This is a genomic window from Pseudomonas sp. ME-P-057, from assembly GCF_030208975.1.
GTDB classification, from domain to species: domain Bacteria; phylum Pseudomonadota; class Gammaproteobacteria; order Pseudomonadales; family Pseudomonadaceae; genus Aquipseudomonas; species Aquipseudomonas lutea.
Genome location: NZ_JARVSX010000016.1, coordinates 90,067 through 113,174 on the forward strand (window position 1 = coordinate 90,067; position 23,108 = coordinate 113,174).

General features: G+C 59.0%; 22 protein-coding genes. 12 read left to right on the forward strand and 10 right to left on the reverse strand.

What is annotated here, in order from left to right; translation table 11 throughout:
* Positions 1 to 96 precede the first annotated feature (96 nt).
* The 5 genes from QRN48_RS08730 to dksA form a co-directional block, all read right to left on the reverse strand.
* The gene (locus QRN48_RS08730) at positions 97 to 1,536 is read right to left on the reverse strand and encodes a sigma-54-dependent transcriptional regulator (RefSeq protein ID WP_037018149.1); all 1,440 of its coding nucleotides are present in this window, start codon (positions 1,534 to 1,536) and stop codon (positions 97 to 99) included.
* 22 nt (positions 1,537 to 1,558) lie between these two features.
* The gene (locus QRN48_RS08735; RefSeq protein WP_162835422.1) at positions 1,559 to 4,513 is read right to left on the reverse strand and encodes a sensor histidine kinase; all 2,955 of its coding nucleotides are present in this window, start codon (positions 4,511 to 4,513) and stop codon (positions 1,559 to 1,561) included.
* Positions 4,497 to 4,673 carry a hypothetical protein gene (locus QRN48_RS08740; RefSeq protein WP_002552060.1) on the reverse strand — a complete coding sequence of 59 codons (177 nt, stop codon included), beginning with the start codon at positions 4,671 to 4,673 and terminating at the stop codon, positions 4,497 to 4,499. Before QRN48_RS08740 ends, QRN48_RS08735 begins: the two co-directional genes overlap by 17 nt.
* Positions 4,674 to 4,794: 121 nt before the next feature.
* Positions 4,795 to 5,682, reverse strand: coding sequence for a tRNA glutamyl-Q(34) synthetase GluQRS (gluQRS, locus tag QRN48_RS08745; RefSeq protein ID WP_285350086.1), 888 nt, complete (start codon positions 5,680 to 5,682; stop codon positions 4,795 to 4,797).
* A 171-nt stretch (positions 5,683 to 5,853) separates the two neighbouring features.
* Positions 5,854 to 6,297 carry an RNA polymerase-binding protein DksA gene (gene dksA, locus QRN48_RS08750; protein WP_037018156.1) on the reverse strand — a complete coding sequence of 148 codons (444 nt, stop codon included), beginning with the start codon at positions 6,295 to 6,297 and terminating at the stop codon, positions 5,854 to 5,856.
* A 350-nt stretch (positions 6,298 to 6,647) separates the two neighbouring features.
* Between dksA and QRN48_RS08755 the strand changes: the two genes are divergently transcribed.
* Both QRN48_RS08755 and sfsA read left to right on the forward strand, forming a co-directional pair.
* The gene (locus QRN48_RS08755) at positions 6,648 to 7,820 is read left to right on the forward strand and encodes a pyridoxal phosphate-dependent aminotransferase (protein WP_191946001.1); all 1,173 of its coding nucleotides are present in this window, start codon (positions 6,648 to 6,650) and stop codon (positions 7,818 to 7,820) included.
* A complete protein-coding gene (sfsA, locus tag QRN48_RS08760; RefSeq protein ID WP_191946000.1) occupies positions 7,820 to 8,563 on the forward strand; it encodes a DNA/RNA nuclease SfsA in 744 nt (247 codons plus the stop codon). The genes QRN48_RS08755 and sfsA overlap by 1 nt, the downstream gene beginning before the upstream one ends.
* Here the strand turns inward: sfsA and QRN48_RS08765 are convergent.
* Entirely contained in the window at positions 8,541 to 8,870 is a 330-nt protein-coding gene (locus tag QRN48_RS08765; protein WP_037018163.1) for a Rieske (2Fe-2S) protein, read from the reverse strand. The genes sfsA and QRN48_RS08765 overlap by 23 nt on opposite strands.
* 332 nt (positions 8,871 to 9,202) lie before the next feature.
* Between QRN48_RS08765 and deoC the strand changes: the two genes are divergently transcribed.
* Entirely contained in the window at positions 9,203 to 9,982 is a 780-nt protein-coding gene (deoC, locus tag QRN48_RS08770) for a deoxyribose-phosphate aldolase (RefSeq protein ID WP_502944586.1), read from the forward strand.
* Positions 9,983 to 10,205: 223 nt separating this feature from the next.
* On the opposite strand, the gene QRN48_RS08775 is transcribed toward deoC, so the two are convergent.
* The 3 genes from QRN48_RS08775 to QRN48_RS08785 all read right to left on the reverse strand — a co-directional run bounded on the left by QRN48_RS08775 (position 10,206) and on the right by QRN48_RS08785 (position 12,666).
* Complete coding sequence (locus QRN48_RS08775) at positions 10,206 to 10,466, reverse strand: TfoX/Sxy family protein (protein WP_285350090.1); 261 nt, start codon at positions 10,464 to 10,466, stop codon at positions 10,206 to 10,208.
* Positions 10,467 to 10,684: 218 nt separating this feature from the next.
* Entirely contained in the window at positions 10,685 to 11,029 is a 345-nt protein-coding gene (locus QRN48_RS08780) for a pentapeptide repeat-containing protein (protein ID WP_037018168.1), read from the reverse strand.
* Positions 11,030 to 11,130: 101 nt separating this feature from the next.
* On the reverse strand, positions 11,131 to 12,666 hold the full coding sequence (locus QRN48_RS08785) for a bifunctional aminoglycoside phosphotransferase/ATP-binding protein (RefSeq protein WP_285350093.1): 1,536 nt from the start codon (positions 12,664 to 12,666) through the stop codon (positions 11,131 to 11,133).
* A gap of 131 nt (positions 12,667 to 12,797) precedes the next feature.
* Here QRN48_RS08785 and mrcB point away from each other — a divergent pair, with 131 nt between their 5' ends.
* The 3 genes from mrcB to QRN48_RS08800 are packed head-to-tail and all read left to right on the forward strand — an operon-like array spanning position 12,798 to position 16,228.
* The gene (gene mrcB, locus QRN48_RS08790) at positions 12,798 to 15,119 is read left to right on the forward strand and encodes a penicillin-binding protein 1B (protein WP_037018174.1); all 2,322 of its coding nucleotides are present in this window, start codon (positions 12,798 to 12,800) and stop codon (positions 15,117 to 15,119) included.
* Positions 15,120 to 15,150: 31 nt separating this feature from the next.
* Entirely contained in the window at positions 15,151 to 15,906 is a 756-nt protein-coding gene (locus QRN48_RS08795; protein ID WP_191945996.1) for a tetratricopeptide repeat protein, read from the forward strand.
* Positions 15,899 to 16,228: a YqcC family protein gene (locus QRN48_RS08800; RefSeq protein WP_037018179.1), complete on the forward strand. Its 330-nt coding sequence runs from the start codon at positions 15,899 to 15,901 to the stop codon at positions 16,226 to 16,228. The genes QRN48_RS08795 and QRN48_RS08800 overlap by 8 nt, the downstream gene beginning before the upstream one ends.
* A 3-nt stretch (positions 16,229 to 16,231) precedes the next feature.
* Here the strand turns inward: QRN48_RS08800 and QRN48_RS08805 are convergent, their stop codons facing one another.
* Positions 16,232 to 16,660 carry a DUF4124 domain-containing protein gene (locus tag QRN48_RS08805; RefSeq protein ID WP_285350095.1) on the reverse strand — a complete coding sequence of 143 codons (429 nt, stop codon included), beginning with the start codon at positions 16,658 to 16,660 and terminating at the stop codon, positions 16,232 to 16,234.
* Positions 16,661 to 17,071: 411 nt separating this feature from the next.
* On the opposite strand from QRN48_RS08805, the gene QRN48_RS08810 reads away from it, so the two are divergent.
* The 6 genes from QRN48_RS08810 (at position 17,072) to msrQ (ending at position 23,055) form a co-directional block, all read left to right on the forward strand.
* Entirely contained in the window at positions 17,072 to 18,796 is a 1,725-nt protein-coding gene (locus tag QRN48_RS08810) for an acetolactate synthase 3 large subunit (RefSeq protein WP_285350097.1), read from the forward strand.
* A 2-nt stretch (positions 18,797 to 18,798) separates the two neighbouring features.
* Entirely contained in the window at positions 18,799 to 19,290 is a 492-nt protein-coding gene (gene ilvN, locus QRN48_RS08815; protein WP_037018184.1) for an acetolactate synthase small subunit, read from the forward strand.
* Positions 19,291 to 19,336: 46 nt separating this feature from the next.
* Positions 19,337 to 20,353, forward strand: coding sequence for a ketol-acid reductoisomerase (ilvC, locus tag QRN48_RS08820; protein ID WP_037018564.1), 1,017 nt, complete (start codon positions 19,337 to 19,339; stop codon positions 20,351 to 20,353).
* Positions 20,354 to 20,501: 148 nt separating this feature from the next.
* On the forward strand, positions 20,502 to 21,350 hold the full coding sequence (pssA, locus tag QRN48_RS08825) for a CDP-diacylglycerol--serine O-phosphatidyltransferase (protein ID WP_285350101.1): 849 nt from the start codon (positions 20,502 to 20,504) through the stop codon (positions 21,348 to 21,350).
* A 71-nt stretch (positions 21,351 to 21,421) separates the two neighbouring features.
* Entirely contained in the window at positions 21,422 to 22,435 is a 1,014-nt protein-coding gene (msrP, locus tag QRN48_RS08830; RefSeq protein ID WP_037018188.1) for a protein-methionine-sulfoxide reductase catalytic subunit MsrP, read from the forward strand.
* Positions 22,435 to 23,055: a protein-methionine-sulfoxide reductase heme-binding subunit MsrQ gene (gene msrQ / locus QRN48_RS08835; RefSeq protein ID WP_037018191.1), complete on the forward strand. Its 621-nt coding sequence runs from the start codon at positions 22,435 to 22,437 to the stop codon at positions 23,053 to 23,055. The genes msrP and msrQ overlap by 1 nt, the downstream gene beginning before the upstream one ends.
* The last annotated feature ends 53 nt before the right edge of the window (positions 23,056 to 23,108 follow it).

Below are 23,108 nucleotides of genomic sequence, written 5' to 3' on the forward strand. Positions count from 1 at the left end.
CGTATGCCCCGGTTTTGTTACGTCCTGTTCCTGCGCGGTAACAGTTTTTTCACAACGTCTGTAACCCGCGTGCCAGAGCCTTGGGCATGCCCAGCCTCAGGTCTCGCTCGCCACGCCGGTCTTGCGGCGGGGGATGCCCAGCCGCTGGCGACGCTCCCACAGGCACTTGCGACTGACGCCCAGCTTGCGTGCCAGTTCAGTTTCGGTCATGTGGTCCTGATGCTCCAGAACGAAATGCTGGAAATAATCTTCAAGCGATAGGTCTTCAGTCGGCTCGCCGGCAGTGGAGCTCGACGAGCCCGCCGTTTGTGGTGCAAGGCCGATAAACTCGTTTACATCGAGATCGCTCAGCTCGATGTCGATGCCCAACAGTTCAGCAGAGATCTCCGGGCTTTCGCACAGGATTACCGCGCGCTCCACAGCGTTCTCCAGCTCTCGCACGTTGCCAGGCCACGAATATTGCCGAATCGCCAGTTCCGCATCCGGGGCGAAGCGCAGGTCAGTCCGCCCGGCTTTTGCGCTCTGCCGTGCAAGAAACGCGGTTGCGATTTCGTTCACGTCCGCGCCGCGTTCACGCAACGCAGGCAGCTTGAGGGCGATAACGTGCAGACGGTAGTACAAGTCCTCACGGAACTGGCCGACTTTGGCCAGGCTCTTTAGGTCGCGGTGGGTCGCTGCGATCAGCCGCACATCGACTTTTTGCGACTGTACCGAGCCCACCCGGCGTATCTCGCCTTCCTGAAGCACGCGCAGCAATCGCGCCTGTGCTTCAAGCGGCAGTTCGCCAATTTCGTCCAGAAAGAGCGTCCCGCCGTCCGCAGCCTCGACAAGGCCGGCACGCCCGGCACTGGCGCCGGTGAACGCGCCTTTTTCATGGCCAAACAGTTCGGATTCGATAAGCGATTCAGGAATCGCCGCACAGTTGACCGAAATCATCGGTGCCTTGGCGCGGCGCGAAAGGTTATGCAACGCACGGGCGACCAATTCCTTGCCCGTGCCGGACTCGCCCTGAATCAACACATTGGAGTCAGTCGGCGCGACTTTACGGATCTTGCTGTACATGTCCTGCATGGGCGGGCAGGAGCCGATGATGCCTATCTCGCCATTGCTGTTGTCAGGGCCGGCCTTGTCGCCGGTCGCAACCTTGCTCGTGGCCGCGCGCTCGGCCTGCATGCTCTGCAGGGTCTGGCGATCGCGCAGGATGCGCGAGACAGCCTGAAGCATTTCGTCGTGGTCGAAGGGTTTGGCGATGTAATCGACCGCGCCCATTTTCATCGAATCCACTGCCGAGCGTAGGCTGGCGTAGCTGGTCATGATCAGCACCGGCTTGCCCTGACCCAGCTTGATCAGCTCGGTGCCGGGTGCGCCGGGCAGGCGCAAATCGCTGACGATCAGGTCAAACGAGGGAATACTGAAACGTTCCTGAGCTTCCTGCACGGACCCGGCTTCGCTGACCTGGTATTGGTTGCGTTCCAGCAGCCTGCGCAGGGCGGAGCGGATAATGGTTTCGTCTTCAACGATCAAAATGTGGGGCATTGATTCGGTTCTCTCGACGGTCTCAGTTCACGGCGGACGTCGCTTCGACGTGGCGCGGTAAGGTCACCCTGATACGGGTCCCGCGTTGGTGCTCGGGGTCAGCCGGGCTGTCGATGGTGATTTGTCCATAATGCTCTTCAACGATGGAATAGACCAGTGCAAGCCCCAGTCCTGTTCCTTCGCCCGGATCCTTGGTAGTGAAGAAGGGTTCGAACAGACGATCCATAATGGCCTTTGGAATGCCGCTGCCTTCGTCCTCAACGATCAGGTCCACGGTGTGTTCGGAGGCTTCGCTTTTGACCCGCACTGCGCTGCCGGCAGGTGACGCATCACGTGCGTTCGAGAGCAGGTTGATGAGAACCTGGGCGAGCCGCTGCGGGTCACCCTCCACCCAGTGGTTCGGGTTGCACAGATTATAGAATTGCACCTCGAAATTGCGCCGGTTCAGCGCGAGCAGACCAATTGCATCCTGTGCCACCTCCGCCAGGCATACCGGCTCATCGGCGTGTTGATGCCCGCCTGCATGGGCGAAGCTCATCAGCGACTGCACGATGCGCGATACGCGCTTGGTCTGTTCGATGATCTGGCTGCTGATTTCGGTCAGCTCGCTGTCTTCCTCGCGCTCTTCGCGCAGGTTTTGCGCCAGGCAGGCGATACCGGTGATCGGATTGCCGATTTCGTGGGCAACCCCCGCAGCCAGACGACCAATGCTGGCGAGGCGTTCAGAGTGCACGAGTTTATCCTCGAGCATCTGCGTGTCGGTCAGGTCCTCAACCAGAATCACCAAGCCGCTGTTGCCGGGCGCCAGGGGTTCGTCGATCGCTGCTTTGTGCAAGTTGAGCCAGCGCGTCTGGCCGTCAAGCGCCAGCCGCTGCTTGTGTAAATGCTCGTCCGGTACGTTGATGAAGCCGAGCAGCAGTTGCTTCCAGGGATCAACGATGGTTTCGAGCCGCGACCCAACCACGCGCTGAGCACCGATGCCGGTCAGTTCCTCCATGGCCTTGTTCCACATCAGGATTTCCTGATCCTTGGCCAGCGAGCACACGCCCATCGGCAGCTCCTGCAAGGTCTGCCGATGGTAGCGACGCAGGGCGTCGAGTTCGGCAGCGAGACCGGTGAGGCGGGAGTGGTAATCCTCCAGGCGGCTCTCGATGAAATGAATGTCCTCAGTGACGTAGTTCTCGCTGCCGGACTTATACGGCAGGAAGGTCTCGACCATGTCCTGCGCGACGCTCGGCCCCATCAGGCCGGAGAGGTTCGCTTCGATGCGGTCGCGCAGACGCCTTAGGGCATAAGGCCGGCGCTCGTCGAACGGCAGGTACAGATCGCGCAGGGCTTGTTCGACCTCCTTCTGTGCAGCCTTTGCGCCCAAGGGCTTGGCCAACTGCGTGGCGAACTCTTGCGGGGAGGCGGCGTGCAATTCGCGCCGCTGCGGACGACGAACGTTATCCACAGCGCAGGCTTCGGCCGCACTGGCTTCCTCGGGACTGGGGTTGCTGAACAGTGATATCAGAGTGAACACCAGCACGTTCGCGGCCAGCGAGGCGATTGCAGCCATGTGCCAACTGGTGTCGTCGAGCACGTAGATCATGTTCAGCAGCGGGATGTAAAAACCCTGGAAGTTACCGATCAGCGGCAACAACATGCTGATGGTCCACACCACGATGCCCGCGATCAGCCCGGCCATGAAGCCGCGGCGATTGGCGGCCGGCCAGTACAGTACCGACAACACCCCGGGCAGGAATTGCAGGGTCGCTACAAACGCGACGATGCCCAGGTTCGCCAGATTTTGTTTGGCGCCGAGCAGGAGGTAGAAGCCGAAGCCGGCCATGATGATCGCGACAATCAGGCCGCGCCGGGTCCATTTCAGCCAGCGATAGATATTGCCTTCGGCGGGCGGCTGGTAGAGCGGCAGTACCAGATGGTTCAGCGCCATGCCGGACAGCGCCAGCGTGGTGACAATGATCAGCCCGCTGGCGGCGGACAGCCCGCCAACATAGCCGAGCAGGGCCAGGGTTTTGCTGTGCGCGGCGATGCCGATGCCAAGGGTGAAGTATTCGGGGCTGGTGGTGGCGCCCAGTTTCAGGCCGGCCCAAAGCACCAGCGGTACCGCCAGACTCATCAGCAGCAGGAACAGTGGCAGGCCCCAGCTGGCGCTGACCAGTGAGCGCGGGTTGAGGTTCTCGGTGAAGGTCATGTGATACATGTGCGGCATCACGATGGCGGAGGCGAAGAACACCAGCAGCAGCGTCCTCCACGGACCTTCCTGCAGTGGGGTGTGCAGGGCCGCCAGCGCGCTCTGGTTCTGCAGCAACCATTGCTCGAGGCTTTGCGGCCCATCGAATACACCGTATAGCGCGTAGAGACCGATGCCGCCGATGGCGACCAGCTTGATCACCGACTCAAAAGCGATGGCGAACACCAGCCCTTCATGTTTCTCACGCGTGGCGATATGGCGCGAGCCGAAGAAGATCGTGAACAGCGTGATCAGCACACAGAACGCAAACGCTACGTAGTTGCGCACGGGTTCGCGGGTGAGAATGCCGATGGAGTCGGCAACCGCCTGGATTTGCAGCGCCAGCAGCGGCAAAACGCCGATCAGCATGAAGATTGTGGTGAGCGCGCCCGCCCAGGTGCTGCGAAACCGGAAGGCGAAAAGGTCGGCCAGCGAGGAGAGTTGATAGGTGCGGGTGATCTTGAGAATGGGGTACAGCAGGACGGGAGCCAACAGAAATGCGCCCGATACCCCAAGGTAACTCGACAGGAAACCGTATCCGTACTCGTAAGCCAGGCCCACCGTGCCGTAGAACGCCCAGGCACTGGCGTAAACGCCCAGCGACAGGGTGTATGTCAACGGGTGACGAATGATCCAGCGCGGGATCAGTCCACGTTCGCTGATCCAGGCGACTCCGAACAGGACCGTCAGGTAGGCGGCACTGACCAGAATCATCTGGGTCAGGCTAAAGCTCATCGGCATCTCGTTGGCTCTGCAGAATGAAGGTCACTACGATCAGGATCAACCACAGCATGTACGGCCTGTACCAGGCGCCTGTCGCGTCTATCCACCAGTCCATGATGGCCGGCGAAAACAGATAGATGCCCACCACCAGCAGCAGGACCAATCGATAAATGTACATTTGGCCTCCCAGGTTGAACGACCAGTAGATGACGGAGCGGCATGGTAACGGATGGCGATGGGGCTGCAAGCGACGTTTCGGCCAGCGTTGTGCTGCATGAATATGGACCGCTCGGCAGCGCTCAGTCTATTCGTGCTTCCTCGATGGCGCCCAGGCGCGGTATGGAATCGGCATCCCAGTGCGAAATGGCGTGGTCCAGCACCTCTCGCGGGAAGGCGTAGACCAGTTCTCCCGGTACCCACTGGCCCAAAGCCCGCAGCCCCCGGAGCAGCAGCGCAGTGGCCTGATCGGACGGCAGTGGGGGAGAGCGATAGGATTTACCCAGCTTGTGACCGTTTGGCTGGGTGATCAGTGGCACATGGAGATAGCGCGGCTGCGGCAGGCCGAGCAGTTCCTGCAAGTACAACTGGCGCGGCGTGGAATCAAGCAAGTCGGCGCCTCTTACGATGTCGGTCACGCCTTGCCAGCCGTCATCAAGGACAACCGCCAGCTGATAGGCGTAAAAGCCATCCCGGCGGCGAACGATGAAGTCGCCCGAATCGCGCCCCAAATGCTGGCGAAACTCGCCCTGTACTCGGTCTTCGAACCGATACTCAAGTTCAGGCACGCGAATCCGGATCGCCGCGTTGTCGGGTGAATGCCCGGCATCACGACAGAATCCCGGATAAATGCCGTTGTAGTTTTCCAGCTGCTTGCGCGAACACGTGCAGGCGTAGGCAAGCCCGTGGCTGAACCAGCGATTGATGATGTCCTGGTAGGCGTGGTGCCGGTCGCTCTGCCTGACCACTTCGCCGTCCCACTCGAAGCCATAGGCTTCAAGCGTCTTGAGAATACCTGCCTGCGCACCCGGCACCTCGCGGGGAGGGTCGAGGTCCTCCATGCGCATCAGCCATTTGCCACCGGCAGAGCGGGCATCGAGGTACGAGGCCAGCGCCGCGACCAGCGAGCCGAAGTGAAGGTACCCGCTGGGGGTTGGCGCAAAGCGCCCTATATAAGAAGGGGTTTTCATGGGCGCTGATGGTACTGGAAATAAAACGTACTAAATACCGGACGACCTGGCCGGCAGTGTGGGAAAACGCGACGCAGCTGATCGGCGGTTTCGTGGGCTATCCGGGCATCAAACGCAGGTGCCGAAAACAGAAAAGGACGCCGAAGCGTCCTTTTCACGGAAGGAACAGGATCATTTACCGACCTGTTTTTCCTTGATTTCAGCGAGACTCTTGCAGTCTACGCACATGTCGGCCGTTGGACGGGCCTCAAGGCGCTTGATGCCGATCTCGACACCGCAGGATTCGCACCAGCCGTAGTCTTCGTCGAGGATCAGTTGCAGCGTCTTGTCGATCTTCTTGATCAGCTTGCGCTCACGGTCTCGGGCGCGCAGCTCCAAAGCGAATTCTTCTTCCTGGCTTGCACGGTCAGCAGGGTCAGGAAAGTTGGCCGCTTCATCCTTCATGTGATCAACCGTGCGGTCGACTTCCTGCATCAAGTCCTGTTTCCATTTGGTCAGGATCTTGGTGAAGTGATCTCGCATGGGTTTGCCCATGTATTCCTCACCCTTTGTCGCAACGTAGGGTTCGAAATTACTGATTGCCGGGTTGCTCTTTTGCTTTTCTTCGGTGGGCATGAACGGACCGCCTCTCACTCTTCTAAGCCATTACACAGGTTAAGATCCATCGCCGACACCTGCCGGCCCTGCGGCTGCAAGCGGGCGAACTTACCAGATCGAATCGGAGCGCGCTACTCCCGGTTGTCGAGCATGGCCTGCAGCACGCACGTGAGCTATGACCACAGCTCAGGCGCGCGGTTTTATATTATTTTGCAGTGCGCTGAGTCTAGCGCCTGTAGGGCCAAGGCCCGTATTTCTGGACTGTCGGCTGCACCTCGCTTCCTGCAACGTGATAAACGCTGTAGCCCGCTGGGGCGGATGAGTAGAATCGGCCGCCTGACTTGCCACCCCTCACCAAAGGAAGGCCAATGCCACAGCCCTACAGTGCGCGCAGCCGCGCTATCGAACCCTTTCATGTCATGGCGCTGTTGGCGCGGGCCAATGAGCTGCAGGCGGCGGGGCATGACGTCATTCACCTTGAGATCGGCGAGCCGGACTTCACCACCGCCGAACCGATCATAAAGGCTGGTCAGGCGGCATTGGCAGCGGGCAAAACGCGTTACACGGCCGCACGCGGCCTGCCGGAATTGCGCGAGGCCATCGCCGGGTTCTATGCACAACGCTACGGCGTGCATGTCGATCCGGGTCGTATCCTGATTACCCCCGGCGGCTCAGGCGCGTTACTGCTGGCAGCCAGCTTGCTGGTCGATCCCGGAAAGCATTGGTTGCTGGCCGATCCGGGCTATCCCTGCAATCGACACTTTTTGCGCCTTGTGGAGGGCGCTGCGCAGTTGGTGCCTGTAGGGCCAGAGGTCCGCTACCAGCTGACCGCTGATCTGGTTGCTCAACACTGGAATGAGGACAGCGTGGGTGCATTGGTGGCTTCTCCGGCCAATCCGACCGGCACGTTGCTGCACCGTGACGAGCTTGCTGCGCTTGCCGCGTCACTCAAAGCTCGGGATGGCCATCTCGTCGTTGACGAGATCTACCATGGCCTGACTTATGGCACAGAGGCCAGCAGTGTGCTGGAAGTCGACGACGACGCTTTCGTCCTCAACAGCTTTTCCAAATATTTCGGCATGACCGGCTGGCGGCTTGGCTGGCTGGTGGCACCCGAGGCGGCGGTCGCTGATCTTGAGAAGCTGGCGCAGAACCTCTACATCAGCGCGCCAAGCATGGCCCAAACCGCTGCGCTTGCCTGTTTCGAGCCCCAGACCCTCGCGATCCTGGAGCAGCGTCGGGCAGAGTTTGCTCGCCGTCGCGACTTTCTTTTGCCAGCGCTGCGTCATTTGGGCTTCAACATTGCTGTGGAGCCAGAAGGTGCTTTCTATCTATACGCGGACATCAGCACCTTCGGCGGCGATGCTTTTGCGTTTTGCCATCACTTTCTGGAAACAGAGCACGTTGCATTTACGCCCGGACTGGACTTTGGCCGCTATCGAGCAGGTCATCATGTGCGCTTTGCCTATACCCAGAACCTTTCGCGGCTTGAGGAGGCGGTCACTCGCATAGCCCGTGGTCTTCGGAGTTGGCAGGGCTGATGCGATTTTCCCCAGCGCTGGAAGAAGGCCGGCTCATACAACGCTACAAGCGCTTTCTCGCCGACATCGAGACAGCCGATGGCGAGCGGCTGACAATTCATTGCCCCAACACGGGTTCGATGTTCAATTGCATGATGCCGGGCGGGCGCGTCTGGTTCAGTCGCTCCAATGATCCCAAGCGCAAGCTGCCAGGAACGTGGGAGATCACCGAGACACCTCAGGGTCGGCTCGCGTGTGTCAACACTGCGCGGGCCAATCGTCTGGTGGAAGAAGCGCTGATGGCAGGTGTGATTACCGAGTTGGCAGGGTTCACGGCGCTGAAGCGAGAGGTGGCTTACGGTCAGGAAAACAGCCGTGTCGACTTCCGCCTGGATTACCCGGACGGCCCGCTTTATCTCGAAGTCAAAAGCGTAACGCTGGGCTTCGATGACACCCGCGTGGCTGCGTTTCCTGATGCAGTGACTCAACGCGGCGCCCGACATCTACGCGAGCTGGCGTCGCTGGCCAGAGAGGGCGTGCGCGCCGTTCTGCTCTATTGCGTGAACCTGACGGGCATTGATGCCGTGCGGCCTGCCGCAGAAATCGACGCGGCGTATGCCAGCGCGCTGGTCGAGGCCGTGGCAGCGGGGGTCGAAGTCCTGGCGTACGGCGTGAAACTCACCGCGGATGAAGTCTGCATAGATCGCAGCCTGGAGATTCATCTCACAGAGTCTCGCCCCATTAGTCCCGTGCCGCTGGGTTGATCCAGATGCCCCGAGCGTCTTCTGCGCACTCGATGGCCCTCAGGGATTTGCCCTCGCAAGGGCCTGCGACGCACTCGCCGTTCTCTATCAGGAAGAGGGCGCCGTGGGTAGCGCATTGGATAAGGCTGGCGCTGGCGTCGAGGAATTCATCAGCCTGCCATTCCAGCGGAACGCCTCGATGCGGGCATCGATTGGCGTACACGTAAACCTGCCCTGCTCGCCTCACGGCCAGAACTTTGAGCGCATCAACGTCAAATCCGATGCTTTTGCCTTCAATCAGCGCAGCGCTGTCGCACAGGTACTTCAACCTAGCCTCCTTTGCGCAAGACGCTCGAATGCAAATAATCAACGGATGCCCGGCTTAGCAGGCTGCGCATTCTGCCAGCACCCAAACCCGCCAGTCGATAACGGAACGGAGTCAATGGTAGACCGGTTGACCCACTTCGCCGTCGTTTCCCGATATCAGCGGCATTAGCCAGTTCTGCCGACACAAAAGCTCACATTTTGACGTTTGTGCAGGCAACGTCCTTCGGACATTTCTTGTAATCAAGTAGGGCTGCTCCTTAACGTCTTTTATGCCGTTCAGGCGCGTGCGCTCTCGATTATTGTCGCGCCAAACCAAAGGTATGGAGACGCGAAATGAACAAGATGAGTGAAGTCAGCGACGCGGGCGAAGTCGATGAGGCGCTGGCACAGCAGGTAATTGGCATCCTGGAGCTGGCTTCACTGAATGCCGACGACACGCCGCAGAGGATCATCGCTCTGTGTCAGCGAGCGCTGACGCCGGTCGGTCATGTTGCAGCGATCTGTGTGCTGCCCAGGTTCGCCGGGCTCGCTCGCCGCACACTCGACAGCCTTTGCGCACGCGATATCAAGGTTGTGGCCGCGGTCAATTTTCCTGGCGGCTCGCCTGCTGTCAGCTCAGCCGACATGGAGGCTCATGCGGCGATCGTCGCGGGTGCTGACGAAATCGATGTGGTCTATCCGTTTCACGCGCTGCTGGGTGGGGACAAGCAGGTGGGTGCAGACATCGTGAATGCCTGCCGGGTCAGGTGCGGCAATAACGGCGTGTTGACCGTAACGTTGGAGACCGGGGTGCTGCGCGATCCGCAAGTCATACACGGGGCCAGTTGCGTTGCGATTGAGGAGGGCGCGAACTTCTTGAAAACCAGCACCGGCAAACAGGCCGTCAATCCGACTGCACAGGCCAGCCGGATTCTGATCGCGGCCATTGCCGAATCGGGTGCGCATGTCGGGCTCAATGTCTCGGGAAATGTCCGTACGCTCAACGAAGCGCGGGTACACATGGATCTTGTAAGAGCACGCTTTGGGCTGCGATGGCTTGAACAGGGACGACTGCGGCTAGGGTCGACCAGCCTTCTGGATGATCTGCTGGTGCATCTGGGTGTGAGCGCTTGAAACCGGAAGAGGAGTCACCCATACAGGCAAAAAAAGACCCGGCAAGAGCCGGGTCAAAAACCGTGATTAGCCTGATGAGGAGATAATCTGAGCGTCCGAACCAAGGAGCCATTCAGGTTATCGGCCAGTCTCGCGACCGGATGTGATAATCATAGTGATTCTCATTTGTAAGTCAACACTGTCCCTCAACTATTTATTGCCACCGGCCCAAAGCTCATGCGGGCTATGCACCAATGCCGTCCAGTTTTTGGTCCAGCGAAATTTTGCGGCCCGCTGGCAGGTCGCACCAGTGACGGTCGAGCAGGGCGCCTTCCAAGGAGTAGAGCAGGACTTTAGAGGGGCGAAATCCTCTGATTTTGACGGCCCTATACGCTTGGATCGCTCCAAGCCGGCGCAGGTCTGCAGCGTTGTGAATGCCCGCAGCGTGAAGCCATTGAACCGAGGTCTTCCCAAGGTTCTTCATGCATTGAAGATCATCGTCCATGAGTCGTCGTCCTTATAAAACTCCGTGTATTAACTGCTCCCTAGGTTCGGCACAGACTGGAAAGGCGAACCATGCCCTTGAGCGTAGTAGAGGAATGACGCGAGCGCGGCGGTTCGCTCGCCAAATGCGCGCTTCGCCGCTGAATGGTAGGGACAAGATCGGCAAGACGCGCAAGCCCGGCATGGAAATTCATGCAGGGCGCAAAAAGGTGTCGATGGTTAGCGGGTGCGATAACGCAGGCGGGTACCGAAGTTCACGGACATGAGAATCTCGTCTGCACTCAATTCCGGAGGAAAGTAGGCACCCGATATCTGGGCGTGGGCGATGCTGGCGCCTTCCAGCTTTGTCGTCCGAAAATCTACGCCGCGCAGATCTGCCGACCTGAAATAGGCGTCGCTGAAGTCAATCCCGTCAGCATTGATTTCGCGTAGATCCAGGCCACGAAAGTCCCCCGCCGAAAGATCGACAGGACCTTGCGCGGGCCGTTCGAGATTGAATGCGGTCACGTCGTCTTTTCGCAGCAACGCAAAAAGGGGGGAGTCGAGCTGCTTGGGCTGGTTCATCGGGCGCCTCCTTGTTGGAATTCTGACGCCACTATAATGCCACCAGTGAGGAGCCGTGAAGCGATATCCATCACGACTCGACCACTGGTGAGCCTACCCTCTTAGAGGCCTGGCAAATGCTGACGAATGTCAGCGACCAGTTTGTCGAGATCGCCACTGACGTTGGTTTCGACGTGTCTGCTGCGCAAGATTTCATCAGCCGTCAGAGGCTCACGACTGGCCAGTTGGGCTTCGATGACTTCCATGGTTGCGTCGGATGGGTCCTGATTTTGCGCGCGACGTTGGGCCAGCCAACCTTCGATCACGGCTTTTGGCGCTGCGCAGTCAATGATCAGGAAAGGAGCTCCCAGTGCCTCGGCAACCTGCGCGGTCGTTTGACGCTGATTGAGTTTCAAATAGGTGGCGTCGATCACCACCGGCAGCCCGGCGCTGAGGACGATGCCCGCCAGCTCGTTCAGGCGTTCGTAAGTGGAGGCACTCACGTCGGTGGAATACAGATCGGCACTGTGCGCAAACAGGCGTTTGCGTTCCACATCGGACCGCAGACGAATGGCCCCGAGCGCTTCGACCAGTCGCAGGGCGACCTGACTTTTGCCGACAGCGGAAACACCGTGCGTGATCGCCAGAAAGTTCGATGGAATAGCGCTGTAGCTCTCGGCCAGGTTTGCGTAGTTACGGTACTGGCGCAGCGTCGCGGCACGCTGTACCTGGTCGGCATCGGCGTTCAGGCTGAACAGTGCAACCTTGGCACGCACCAGTGCCCGGTACGCTTTGTAAAAATTGAGCAACTGAAGGCCTGCGTAGTCGCCGGTCAGTTCCAGGTACTGGCTGACCAGCCGACGGGAAAGGCTTTTCAGACCGCGATCCTCTAGGTCCATGGCCAGAAACGCGATGTCCGCGTACACATCGGTCATGCGGAACGGCTCGTTGAACTCGATGCAGTCGAAGATCACCACCTTGCCGTTGATCAAAGTAGCGTTGCCCAGATGGATATCGCCATGGCATTCACGGATGAAGCCGTCCAGCTTGCGCTGATTCATCAAAGGCTTGAGGCGTTCGAAGCTGGTTTTAGCCCATGCCTCCAGTGCTTCCAGCTGAATCAGGTCAGATTTTTCATTGAGGAATGGCAGAATCTGTTCAAAGTTCTGCGTGACCGGTGCCATGGCACTGTCAGCGCTACCCAGCGGATTCTCCATCGGAACCTTGGGCGACTTCAGGTGAAACTCCGCGATCTGACGCGCCATGTCGTCGATGTGAGCGGTCGTCAATTCGCCTTTGGCTTGCAGGGTGCTGAGCAGTCCATCCTGCGGGAACTGGCGCATTTTCAGCACGTACTCGATCGCTTCGCCTTCACCATTCAACTGGGGAGCGTCGATGCTGCCGGTGATGGGGAGCACTTCCAGGTACAGATCGTCCGTCAGGCGCTGGTTCAGCATCAGTTCCTGCTCACAAAAATGTTTGCGCGCCTTCAGGCTGGTGAAATCCAGGAAACCGAAATTGACCGGCTTCTTCATCTTATAGACGTATGGGCCGGTGAGCAGGACCCAGGAAATATGCGTCTCGATGACCTGAAACTGTTCCGCCGGATGTGGGAACAGGGCAGGGTTTTGCAGCGCGGCTATCAGTGTCTGGCTCACGGACGATCCTTGAATGTTGGTAAGTCGGTAGTCGTAGCGAAAGGTGGCCATTATGGCCGCTGAGGACATTGCTGCAAACCGCTTATAGGGTGGTCTGTCGGGCCCATTGAAAGTGCGTATAATCCGCCGCCATGACCCGATCCCGCACCCCGAAAAAATCCCCCAAACCCACCAACAGCCGGCTGCGCAGCCTGTTGGGCTGGGCCCTGAAACTCAGTCTCGTCGGGCTGGTGATCCTTGGCTGCTTCGCCGTTTACCTGGACTCCATCGTTCAGGAGAAATTCTCCGGCAAGCGCTGGACCATTCCCGCCAAAGTCTACGCACGACCGTTGGAGCTCTTCGTTGGGCAAAAGCTGTCACGCGACGACTTTCTTCTGGAGCTCGATGCACTGGGCTACCGCCGCGAGGGCGTAGCCAACGGTCCCGGCGCTGCGTCGGTCAACGGCAATACCGTAGACCTCAACACCCGTGGCTTCCAGTTTTATGAAGGTGCTGATCCGGCGCAGCAAATTCGCGTGCGCTTCTCCGGCGATTACGTGGCGGAACTGGCCGCGGCCAATGGCGCCAAGCTTGCCGTTGCGCGTCTCGAGCCGCTGATGATTGGCGGCCTGTATCCGAAGAACCTGGAAGACCGCATCCTGATCAAGCTCGATCAGGCGCCTCCTTATTTGCTCGACACGCTCGTCACGGTTGAAGATCGGGATTTCTACCATCACTTCGGCGTATCCCCGAAGGGCATCGTACGGGCTTTCTGGATCAACGCATCTGCCGGTCAGATGCGTCAGGGCGGGTCGACGCTGACTCAGCAATTGGTCAAGAACTTTTACCTGACCAATGAGCGCAGCATCACGCGCAAGCTGACAGAAGCGATGATGGCTGTACTGCTGGAAATCCATTACAGCAAGCAGGAAATCCTTGAGGCCTACCTCAACGAAGTGTTCGTCGGGCAGGACGGGCAGCGCGCAGTTCACGGCTTTGGCCTGGCGAGTCAGTACTTCTTCAGCCAGCCGTTGTCGGAGCTGAAACTGCATCAAGTCGCTTTGTTGGTCGGTCTGGTCAAGGGGCCTTCCTATTACAACCCCCGTCGCAACCCGGATCGTGCGCTGGAGCGGCGCAATCTGGTCCTCGACCTGCTGGAACAGCAGGGCGTGGCGACAGCGGAAGTCGTAGCGGCAGCGAAGAAAATGCCGTTGGGTGTGACCAAAACCGGCTCGCTGGCTGACAGTTCGTTCCCGGATTTCCTCGATCTGGTCAAACGCCAATTGCGTCAGGATTACCGTGACGAAGACTTGACCGAAGAAGGGCTGCGGATCTTCACCAGCTTCGACCCGATTCTGCAGATGAAATCCGAAGCAGCGGTGCGCGAAAGCTTCGCCAAAATATCGGGCCGCAAAGGCGCCGACGAGATGGAAACGGCCATGGTCGTGACCAATCCGGAAACCGGCGAAGTCCAGGCACTGATTGGCAGCCGTCAGGCCGGGTTCGCCGGTTTCAATCGGGCGCTGGATGCCGTTCGCCCGATCGGCTCGTTGGTAAAGCCGGCCATTTACCTGACCGCTCTTGAACGTCCGCAGCAGTATTCGCTGACCAGCTGGATTCCGGACGAGCCCTTTCAGGTGAAAGGCGCCGACGGCCAGATCTGGAAGCCCCAGAACTACGACCACAAAGCCCACGGCAATATTTTCCTGTATCAGGGGCTGGCGCATTCCTACAACCTGTCCAGTGCGAAACTGGGACTGGACCTGGGCATTCCGAACGTATTCAAGACACTCACCAAGCTGGGTGTGACCCGCGAGTGGCCTGCCTTCCCGTCGATGCTGCTGGGCGCCGGCGCGCTCACCCCGATCGAAGTCGCAACCATGTACCAGACCATTGCCAGCGGTGGCTTCAACACGCCGCTGCGGGGGATTCGCAGTGTTCTGACTGCCGAAGGTGAGCCGCTCAAGCGTTATCCGTTCCAGATTCAGCAACGTTTCGACCCTGGCTCGATCTATCTTCTGCAGAACGCCATGCAGCGGGTGATGCGAGAAGGCACCGGTAAGTCGGTGTACAACGTTCTGCCAGCGACGCTGAATCTGGCCGGCAAGTCGGGGACTACCAACGATTCACGCGACAGTTGGTTTGCCGGATTCAGCCAGGATTTGCTGGCGATCGTGTGGATGGGCCGCGACGACAACGGCAAGACGCCTTTCACCGGTGCTACCGGTGCTTTGCAGATATGGACCAGCTTCATGAAAAAGGCCGATCCCCTTCCGCTGGACATGGCCATGCCCGACAACGTGGTGCAAGCCTGGGTCAACGCCAGCACGGGACAAGGCACTGACGCGAGCTGCCCGAATGCCGTACAGATGCCGTATATTCGCGGCAGTGAACCGCAACCCGGTCCGACCTGCGGCGGGCCTGCAGCGCCTGCCGATTCGGTGATGGATTGGGTCAAGGGCTGGTTGAATTAAGCCTTATCGAATCAAGCAAAGAGGATGTGACGTGAACAAGTGGTGGATTCCGGCTGTAACGGCTCTGGCTTTGCTCAACGGCTGCGCGTCCCAGACGCGCAGCGCTATTCCGGTGGTCGACTCAGGGTCGCGCGTTTCCAACGGCGAGCGTGTGTCTTCAAACCGTAACAACACCTACCGAGCGCCGGTTCAGACGCCGTCGCAGTCGCAGGCCATTCAGGAAGATTCCGGTGTGACGGTGATGGTGCCTGGTGGCGCCAACGCGAGCGGTGCGCCTATCTCTACCTTCGTGCCGCCAGCCTCGGCCCCGATCAGCACGGCCCCGATCGATACCTCGCCGGTCAGCCCGGCGCCGGCCAACACTACCTACACGCCGCCGGCCGCCACCGGTAGCACCTACAACATGCCTGCCTCGGCACCAACGGGCATTCCGTCGGCGTCCAGTGGCGGGCTGTCGGAAGATGAGCAGCTCGACGGCCCGGTGCTGGCCTTGCTGACCACCGCCCAGCAGCAACAGTCCGGTGGCGATCTCAATGGTGCAGCTTCGAGCCTTGAGCGCGCGCAGCGTGTCGCCCCCCGCGAGCCGCAGGTCTTGTATCGACTGGCGCAAGTGCGGTTGGCGCAGGGGGATGCGCCCCAGGCTGAGCAGCTGGCGCGTCGTGGCCTTACCTATGCAAACGGTCGCGCCAGCCTTCAAGCCAGCCTCTGGGGTCTGATCGCTCAGTCACGTGAAAAACAGGGTGACGCTGCCGGCGCAGCACTGGCTCGGCAGAAAGCCAATGGATAAACGCCTGCCGACCATCGCAGATCAACTGCTGTTGATCGAGCGCGAATTGCGAGTACTGGGATGGTGGAAAGAAGTGCCCCCCAGCGACGAAGCGCTGTCGAGCCGTGAGCCTTTTTGCGTCGACACGCTGGATTTCGACCAGTGGCTGCAATGGATCTTTCTGCCGCGCATGAAGACCATTCTTGAGCAGGACCTGACCTTGCCCACAGCATCGGGCATTCTTGAAATGGCGCAGATGGTCTACGCCGGCAATGCTCGAGAAACCGCCACTCTGCTGGGGCTGCTGAGGGACTTTGACCGGCTTATCACCGAGTCTGCCTGAGCCTCAGTTGCACTGATCGTCGAGGTACTGCTTGACCTCGGCGATGCGGCCCTGGCGTTCTTCTTCGGTAAAGCGCCTAAACTCCCCGTTCACTTCCTGTCGCACCCGCGGGTTGTTTTGCAACTGCGCGAGGTTGGTGCGCTGTTCCTCACAAATCTCTTTACGCTTGGCCTCTTGGGCCGCGACCTGCTTCCTGACCTTGGCATCAATCGCTTCCTGCTCCCGCGCGCCTTCCTGATTCTGTGGCGGCGGGGGAGGGGATGCGGTGACCGGTTTGCCAGTGTCGATTTCCTCCGCTGTCTGCCCGGCAGGAGGCTGCGCGTCAAAATGCGTCACTCCCTGGGCGTCGACCCATTTATATACCTGCGCTGCCTGGCTGGTGGTCTGACCCAGGGCAAGTGTCAGCGTCGCTGCAAGAATCATCCAGCGCATTCCCGGTTCCTTACGTCTGTGGCAGTGGCCGGAAACCTATCACAAGCGCGGCGCAACGACCTCATTCGGTGCCTTTTAACGAGCCGCGGACGAAGAAAGCGCATCGATGACTTGACTTGAGGGGGGCGAATCCGAACAATCCAAAGTTCGCTGTAGAGGGACTGCCAGAAGCAGACCGTCTCGGTAGATCATGAGGCGCACACCCGCGCCGACCCGTAACACCCGCAACGCGTTACCTCGCGCTGGGTGGGAAGACCCCGAAACACGTACAGGGGCGATCCCAATACTTGCTCAGTCAGTGCTGACGTAGTCGGCGACCACCGTCGCTCATGCTCTGCTTTGCAGTAAACCTATTAAGACCCGTCTCCTCGCTTGTGTGGACGGTATTCTGGCGTTTTAGAGGTGAACAACGTGGAGCTTTTATCTGGCGCTGAAATGGTCGTCCGCTTTTTGCGTGACGAAGGCGTAGAGCACATCTACGGGTACCCCGGCGGTGCCCTCCTGCATATATATGACGCGCTGTTCAAAGAACCGGCTGTGAGCCACATCCTCGTTCGTCACGAACAGGCCGCAACTCACATGGCTGACGGTTACGCCCGCGCCACCGGCAAGGCAGGTGTTGTGCTGGTGACTTCCGGTCCCGGCGCAACAAACGCCATCACCGGTATTGCGACCGCCTACATGGATTCGATTCCGATGGTGGTGCTGTCCGGCCAAGTCCCGAGCAATATGGTCGGTACCGACGCGTTCCAGGAAACCGACATGATCGGTATCTCCCGGCCAATCGTGAAGCACAGCTTCATGATCAAGCATCCATCGGAAATCCCGGAAGTCCTGAAAAAGGCGTTCTACCTGGCGCAGTCCGGCCGTCCTGGTCCTGTCGTTGTCGATATCCCGAAAGACATGACCAATCCGGCTGAGAAATTCGAATACATCTTTCCCAAGAAAGCCAAGCTGCGTTCCTACAGCCCGGCGGTGCGCGGCCACTCGGGCCAGATCCGCAAGGCGGTGGAAATGCTGGTCGCCGCCAAGCGTCCGGTCATCTACGCGGGCGGCGGTGTGATCATGGGCAACGGTTCGGCGCAGTTGACCGAACTGGCGCAGCAATTGAATGCGCCCGTCACCAACACGCTGATGGGGTTGGGCGCCTACCCGGGCACTGATCGCCAATTCGTCGGCATGTTGGGCATGCACGGCAGCTACACGGCAAACCTTGCGATGCACCACGCTGACGTGATCCTCGCGGTAGGGGCTCGTTTTGATGATCGCGTGATCAATGGCCCGGCCAAGTTCTGCCCCAACGCAAAAATCATTCACGTGGACATCGATCCTGCGTCGATCTCCAAGACCATCAAGGCCGACGTGCCCATCGTCGGCCCGGTCGAAAGCGTGCTGTCCGAGATGGTTGCTACCCTCAAAGAGCTCGCTGAAAGCCCGAACAAGGACTCTGTGGCGACCTGGTGGAAGCAGATTGATGAATGGCGCGCCGGCGGCGAACTGTTCCCGTACAACCGCGGCGACGGCAGCGTCATCAAGCCGCAGACGGTAATCGAAACACTGTGCGAGGTGACCAACGGTGATGCCTACGTGACGTCCGATGTGGGGCAGCACCAGATGTTCGCGGCCCAGTATTACCGCTTCAACAAACCCAATCGCTGGATCAACTCCGGCGGTCTCGGCACGATGGGCTTTGGCTTGCCGGCTGCGATGGGGGTCGCGCTGAGTTTTCCGAATGACAACGTCGCCTGCGTTACGGGCGAGGGCAGCATTCAGATGAACATCCAGGAGCTGTCGACCTGTCTGCAGTACAACCTGCCGGTCAAGATTATCCTGCTCAACAACGGTGTGCTCGGCATGGTCCGCCAATGGCAGGACATGAGCTACAGCGGCCGTCACTCGCATTCCTACATGGAGTCGCTCCCTGACTTCGTAAAGCTGGTCGAAGCGTACGGGCATGTGGGCATGCGCATCACCGACCTGAAGGATTTGAAGCCGATGATGGAAGAAGCGTTCGCCATGAAAGATCGCCTGGTGTTTCTTGATATCAAGGTCGACGTCGGCGAGCACGTCTACCCGATGCAGATCCGAGACGGGTCCATGCGTGACATGTGGCTGAGCAAGACGGAGCGGACATAACCATGCGCCACATCATTTCGCTATTGCTGGAAAACGAACCGGGCGCGCTGTCTCGGGTGGTCGGGCTGTTTTCGCAGCGCAACTACAACATTGAGAGCCTGACGGTGGCGCCCACCGAAGACCCGACCCTGTCGCGTCTGACGCTGACCACCGTTGGCCAGGATGAAGTGATCGAGCAAATCACCAAGAACCTCAACAAGCTGGTCGAGGTGGTCAAGTTGGTCGATTTGTCGGAAAGCGCCCACATCGAACGTGAGCTGATGCTGATCAAGGTGAAAGCCACGGGCGCTCAACGCGCCGAGATCAAGCGCACTACCGATATCTTCCGCGGCCAGATCGTCGACGTCTCCAGCAGCGTCTATACCGTGCAGTTGACCGGGACAAGCGACAAGCTGGACAGCTTCATCCAGGCGATCGGCACCACGTCCATTCTGGAAACCGTACGCAGTGGCGTCACGGGTATTGCCCGCGGCGACAAAGTACTGAGCATCTAACCTAATTTTGCAAATGGCCTTGCGGCCACGTTATCAGGGGAATTTCATGAAAGTTTATTACGACAAAGACTGCGACCTTTCCATCATCCAGGGCAAAAAAGTTGCCATCATCGGTTACGGTTCCCAGGGCCACGCTCAAGCGTGCAACCTGAAAGACTCCGGCGTTGATGTCACCGTTGGCCTGCGCAAAGGTTCGGCTACTGTCGCCAAAGCTGAAGCTCACGGCCTGAAAGTGACTGATGTCGCTTCCGCCGTCGCCGCTGCAGACCTGGTCATGATCCTGACCCCGGACGAATTCCAGTCCCAGCTGTACAAAAATGAAATCGAGCCGAACATCAAGAAGGGCGCAACACTGGCCTTCTCCCACGGCTTCGCGATCCACTACAACCAGGTTGTTCCTCGTGCCGACCTCGACGTGATCATGATCGCGCCGAAAGCACCGGGCCACACCGTGCGCACCGAGTTCGTCAAAGGCGGCGGTATCCCTGACCTGATCGCCGTTTATCAGGACGCCTCGGGCAATGCCAAGAACGTTGCGCTGTCGTACGCTTCGGGCGTTGGTGGCGGCCGCACCGGCATCATCGAAACCACGTTCAAGGATGAGACCGAAACCGACCTGTTCGGCGAGCAAGCCGTTTTGTGTGGCGGTACCGTTGAGCTGGTCAAAGCTGGCTTTGAAACGCTGGTCGAAGCCGGTTACGCGCCAGAAATGGCTTACTTCGAGTGCCTGCACGAATTGAAGCTGATCGTTGACCTCATGTACGAAGGCGGCATCGCCAACATGAACTACTCGATCTCCAACAACGCCGAATACGGCGAGTACGTGACCGGCCCTGAAGTTATCAACGCCGAATCCCGTCAAGCCATGCGCAATGCTCTCAAGCGCATCCAGGACGGCGAATACGCGAAGATGTTCATCGCCGAAGGCGCCAGCGGCTACCCTTCGATGACTGCCAAGCGCCGTAACAACAAAGCGCACGGTCTGGAAATCATCGGTGAGCAGTTGCGCTCGATGATGCCTTGGATCGCGAAGAACAAGATCGTCGACCAAGCCAAGAACTAAGATCACAGATCAGGTTCCTGCATGAAAAAAACGCGGCCCTCGGGTCGCGTTTTTTCGTTGTGAGGACTCATCTGGTATAAAGCTGCATCGTTTGTCGGCCCAAGGCCACAAGCATTTGTCGAAATTCTTCAGCTGCAAGGTATTGTCCATGAGCGAACGTCCCGAAGAGCCGAACAAGGCATCTGACGCCGAAAGCCTGCTACCCATCGATGAACATATTGAAGAGGGCCATGACGCCGAAGGGCGCAAGGTTCGCCATCGCGGCATTTATCTGCTGCCTAATCTGTTCACTACCGCCAATCTGTTTGCCGGTTTCTACGCGATCATCAGCGCAACGAGTGCGCAAAGTGCGATGAGTGCCGGTGATCAGCTAGGTGCCAGCAAATACTTCGCGTTCTCCGCGATCGCTATTTTCGTGGCAATGGTGCTCGACGGGCTTGATGGCCGAGTCGCGCGAATGACCAATACCCAGAGCGCATTCGGCGCCGAGTACGATTCGTTGTCCGACATGGTCGCGTTCGGCGTGGCGCCCGCGTTGCTGGCGTTCGGCTGGGCACTCGGGGACATGGGCAAAGTCGGCTGGATGGTCGCGTTCATCTACGTCGCAGGCGCTGCATTGCGTCTGGCCCGCTTCAATACCCAGGTTGGCAAGGCTGATAAGCGTTACTTCATCGGGCTGGCCAGTCCGGCCGCTGCTGGCGTGGTGGCGGGCACCGTTTGGGCGTTCAGTGATTACGGGATTCAGGGGTCCAAGCTGTCCTTTTTGGTCGCGCTATTGGTCGCCGCAGCCGGGATGCTGATGGTCAGCAACATCAAGTACAACAGCTTCAAGGAGCTGGACCTTAAAGGGCGTGTGCCTTTTGTGGCGATCCTCGCCGTGGTCCTGGTGTTCGCCGTGGTGTTCAGCGACCCGCCGCGCATTTTGCTGCTTATCTTCCTCGGCTACGCAGCGTCCGGTCCTATCCAATACCTGCTGCGTCTGCGTCGCCAGAGGTAGTTCATCCGCCTCCATTTACCGCATACTCCGTAGCTATAGATGCTTCAGTTCTCTATAGCTGCGGAGTCATCATGATCATCAAAATACCTTCCAGATCCGATTGCAAAGAATCGGACGTCACTCCCGAATCCTTTTATCTGTCGCGTCGAGCATTGCTTGGCAGTTCCCTTGCGGGATTGGCCGTTAGCGCAATCCCTGGCTGGGCAAATGCTGAGGAAGCCTCCCGTTACGCCGACGTCGAAGCCGGCGCTGCGCCTGAGTGGTTCAAAGGCAAATTGCCTACAACCAAGTGGCAAGCCGTCACCGTCCAGGGTGAGACGATCACACCATTCAAGGATGCAACGCACTACAACAATTTCTATGAGTTCGGCACTGATAAAGGTGACCCGGCGCAAAACGCGGGCTCCTTGAAGACGGAGCCGTGGAGCGTTGTCATCGACGGCGAGGTAGCCAAGCCAGGGCGTTATGCACTGGAAGACTTCATGAAGCCTTATCAGTTGGAGGAGCGTATCTATCGTCTGCGCTGCGTAGAGGCGTGGTCGATGGTGATCCCATGGCTCGGATTTCCGATCTCTGAACTGCTCAAACAAGTTGAGCCGACTGCCAATGCGAAATACATCCGCTTCGAAACGCTGCAGGATCCGAAGACTATGCCCGGTCAGCGCTCAGGCTTTGCGTTAATCGATTGGCCCTATGTTGAGGGGCTGCGCCTGGACGAGGCGATGAATCCTCTCGCAATCCTGGCAGTGGGTATGTATGGGCGAGAGCTTCCCAACCAGAACGGCGCTCCGCTGCGTTTGGTGGTCCCGTGGAAATACGGTTTCAAGAGTGTGAAGTCGATTGTGCGCATAAGCCTGACCAGCGAGCAGCCGAAGACTACCTGGCAAAGCATCGCGTCGAGCGAGTACGGCTTTTATGCCAACGTTAACCCGACGGTAGACCATCCCCGGTGGACCCAGGCTCATGAGCGGCGGCTTCCGAGCGGCCTGTTCAGTCCGAATATCCGCCAGACCGAGATGTTCAATGGGTACGGAGAGCAGGTTGCCTCTCTTTATACCGGGCTCGACCTGCGGAAAAACTATTGATGCGTTTCATGTACTGGCGGGTATTCGTGTTCGCGGCTGCGGCTGCAGTGCCGTTGTTCTGGCTGTACCAAGCATGGATATTTGCCCTTGGTCCTGACCCGGGGAAGGTCTTGGTAGATCGCTTGGGGCTCGGGACGCTGGTCATGCTGTTGATCACGTTGGCGATGACCCCGCTGCAGCGCACAACAGGTTGGCCAGGCTGGATTGCGGTTCGTCGGCAGCTGGGTTTGTGGTGCTTTGCGTATGCGACGTTGCACATGTTGGGTTATGGCTTCTTTATCCTGGGCTTTGACTGGGCGCAACTGGGCGTCGAGCTTGTGAAGCGGCCCTACATTATCGTCGGCGCGCTGGGCTTCCTGGGTCTCCTGGCTTTGGCGATCACCTCCAACCGCTACAGCCAGCGTCGGTTGGGCACGCGCTGGAAGAAGCTGCATCGTCTGAGTTATGGGGTGCTCGGGTTGGGTCTGCTGCATATGCTGTGGATTGTGCGGGCAGATCTTAAAGAGTGGGCTATATATGCGGCGATTGGCGTATTGCTGCTAGCCGTCAGAATCCCCCTCATTGCTGGCCGTATTCAGCGTCGCCGGGTTCAAAAGCAGAATGTTGCGACTAAAGTTTAAATAAGTGCTTGACGCCCCTCTGGATCTGTCTATAATTCGCCCCACTTCCGGCG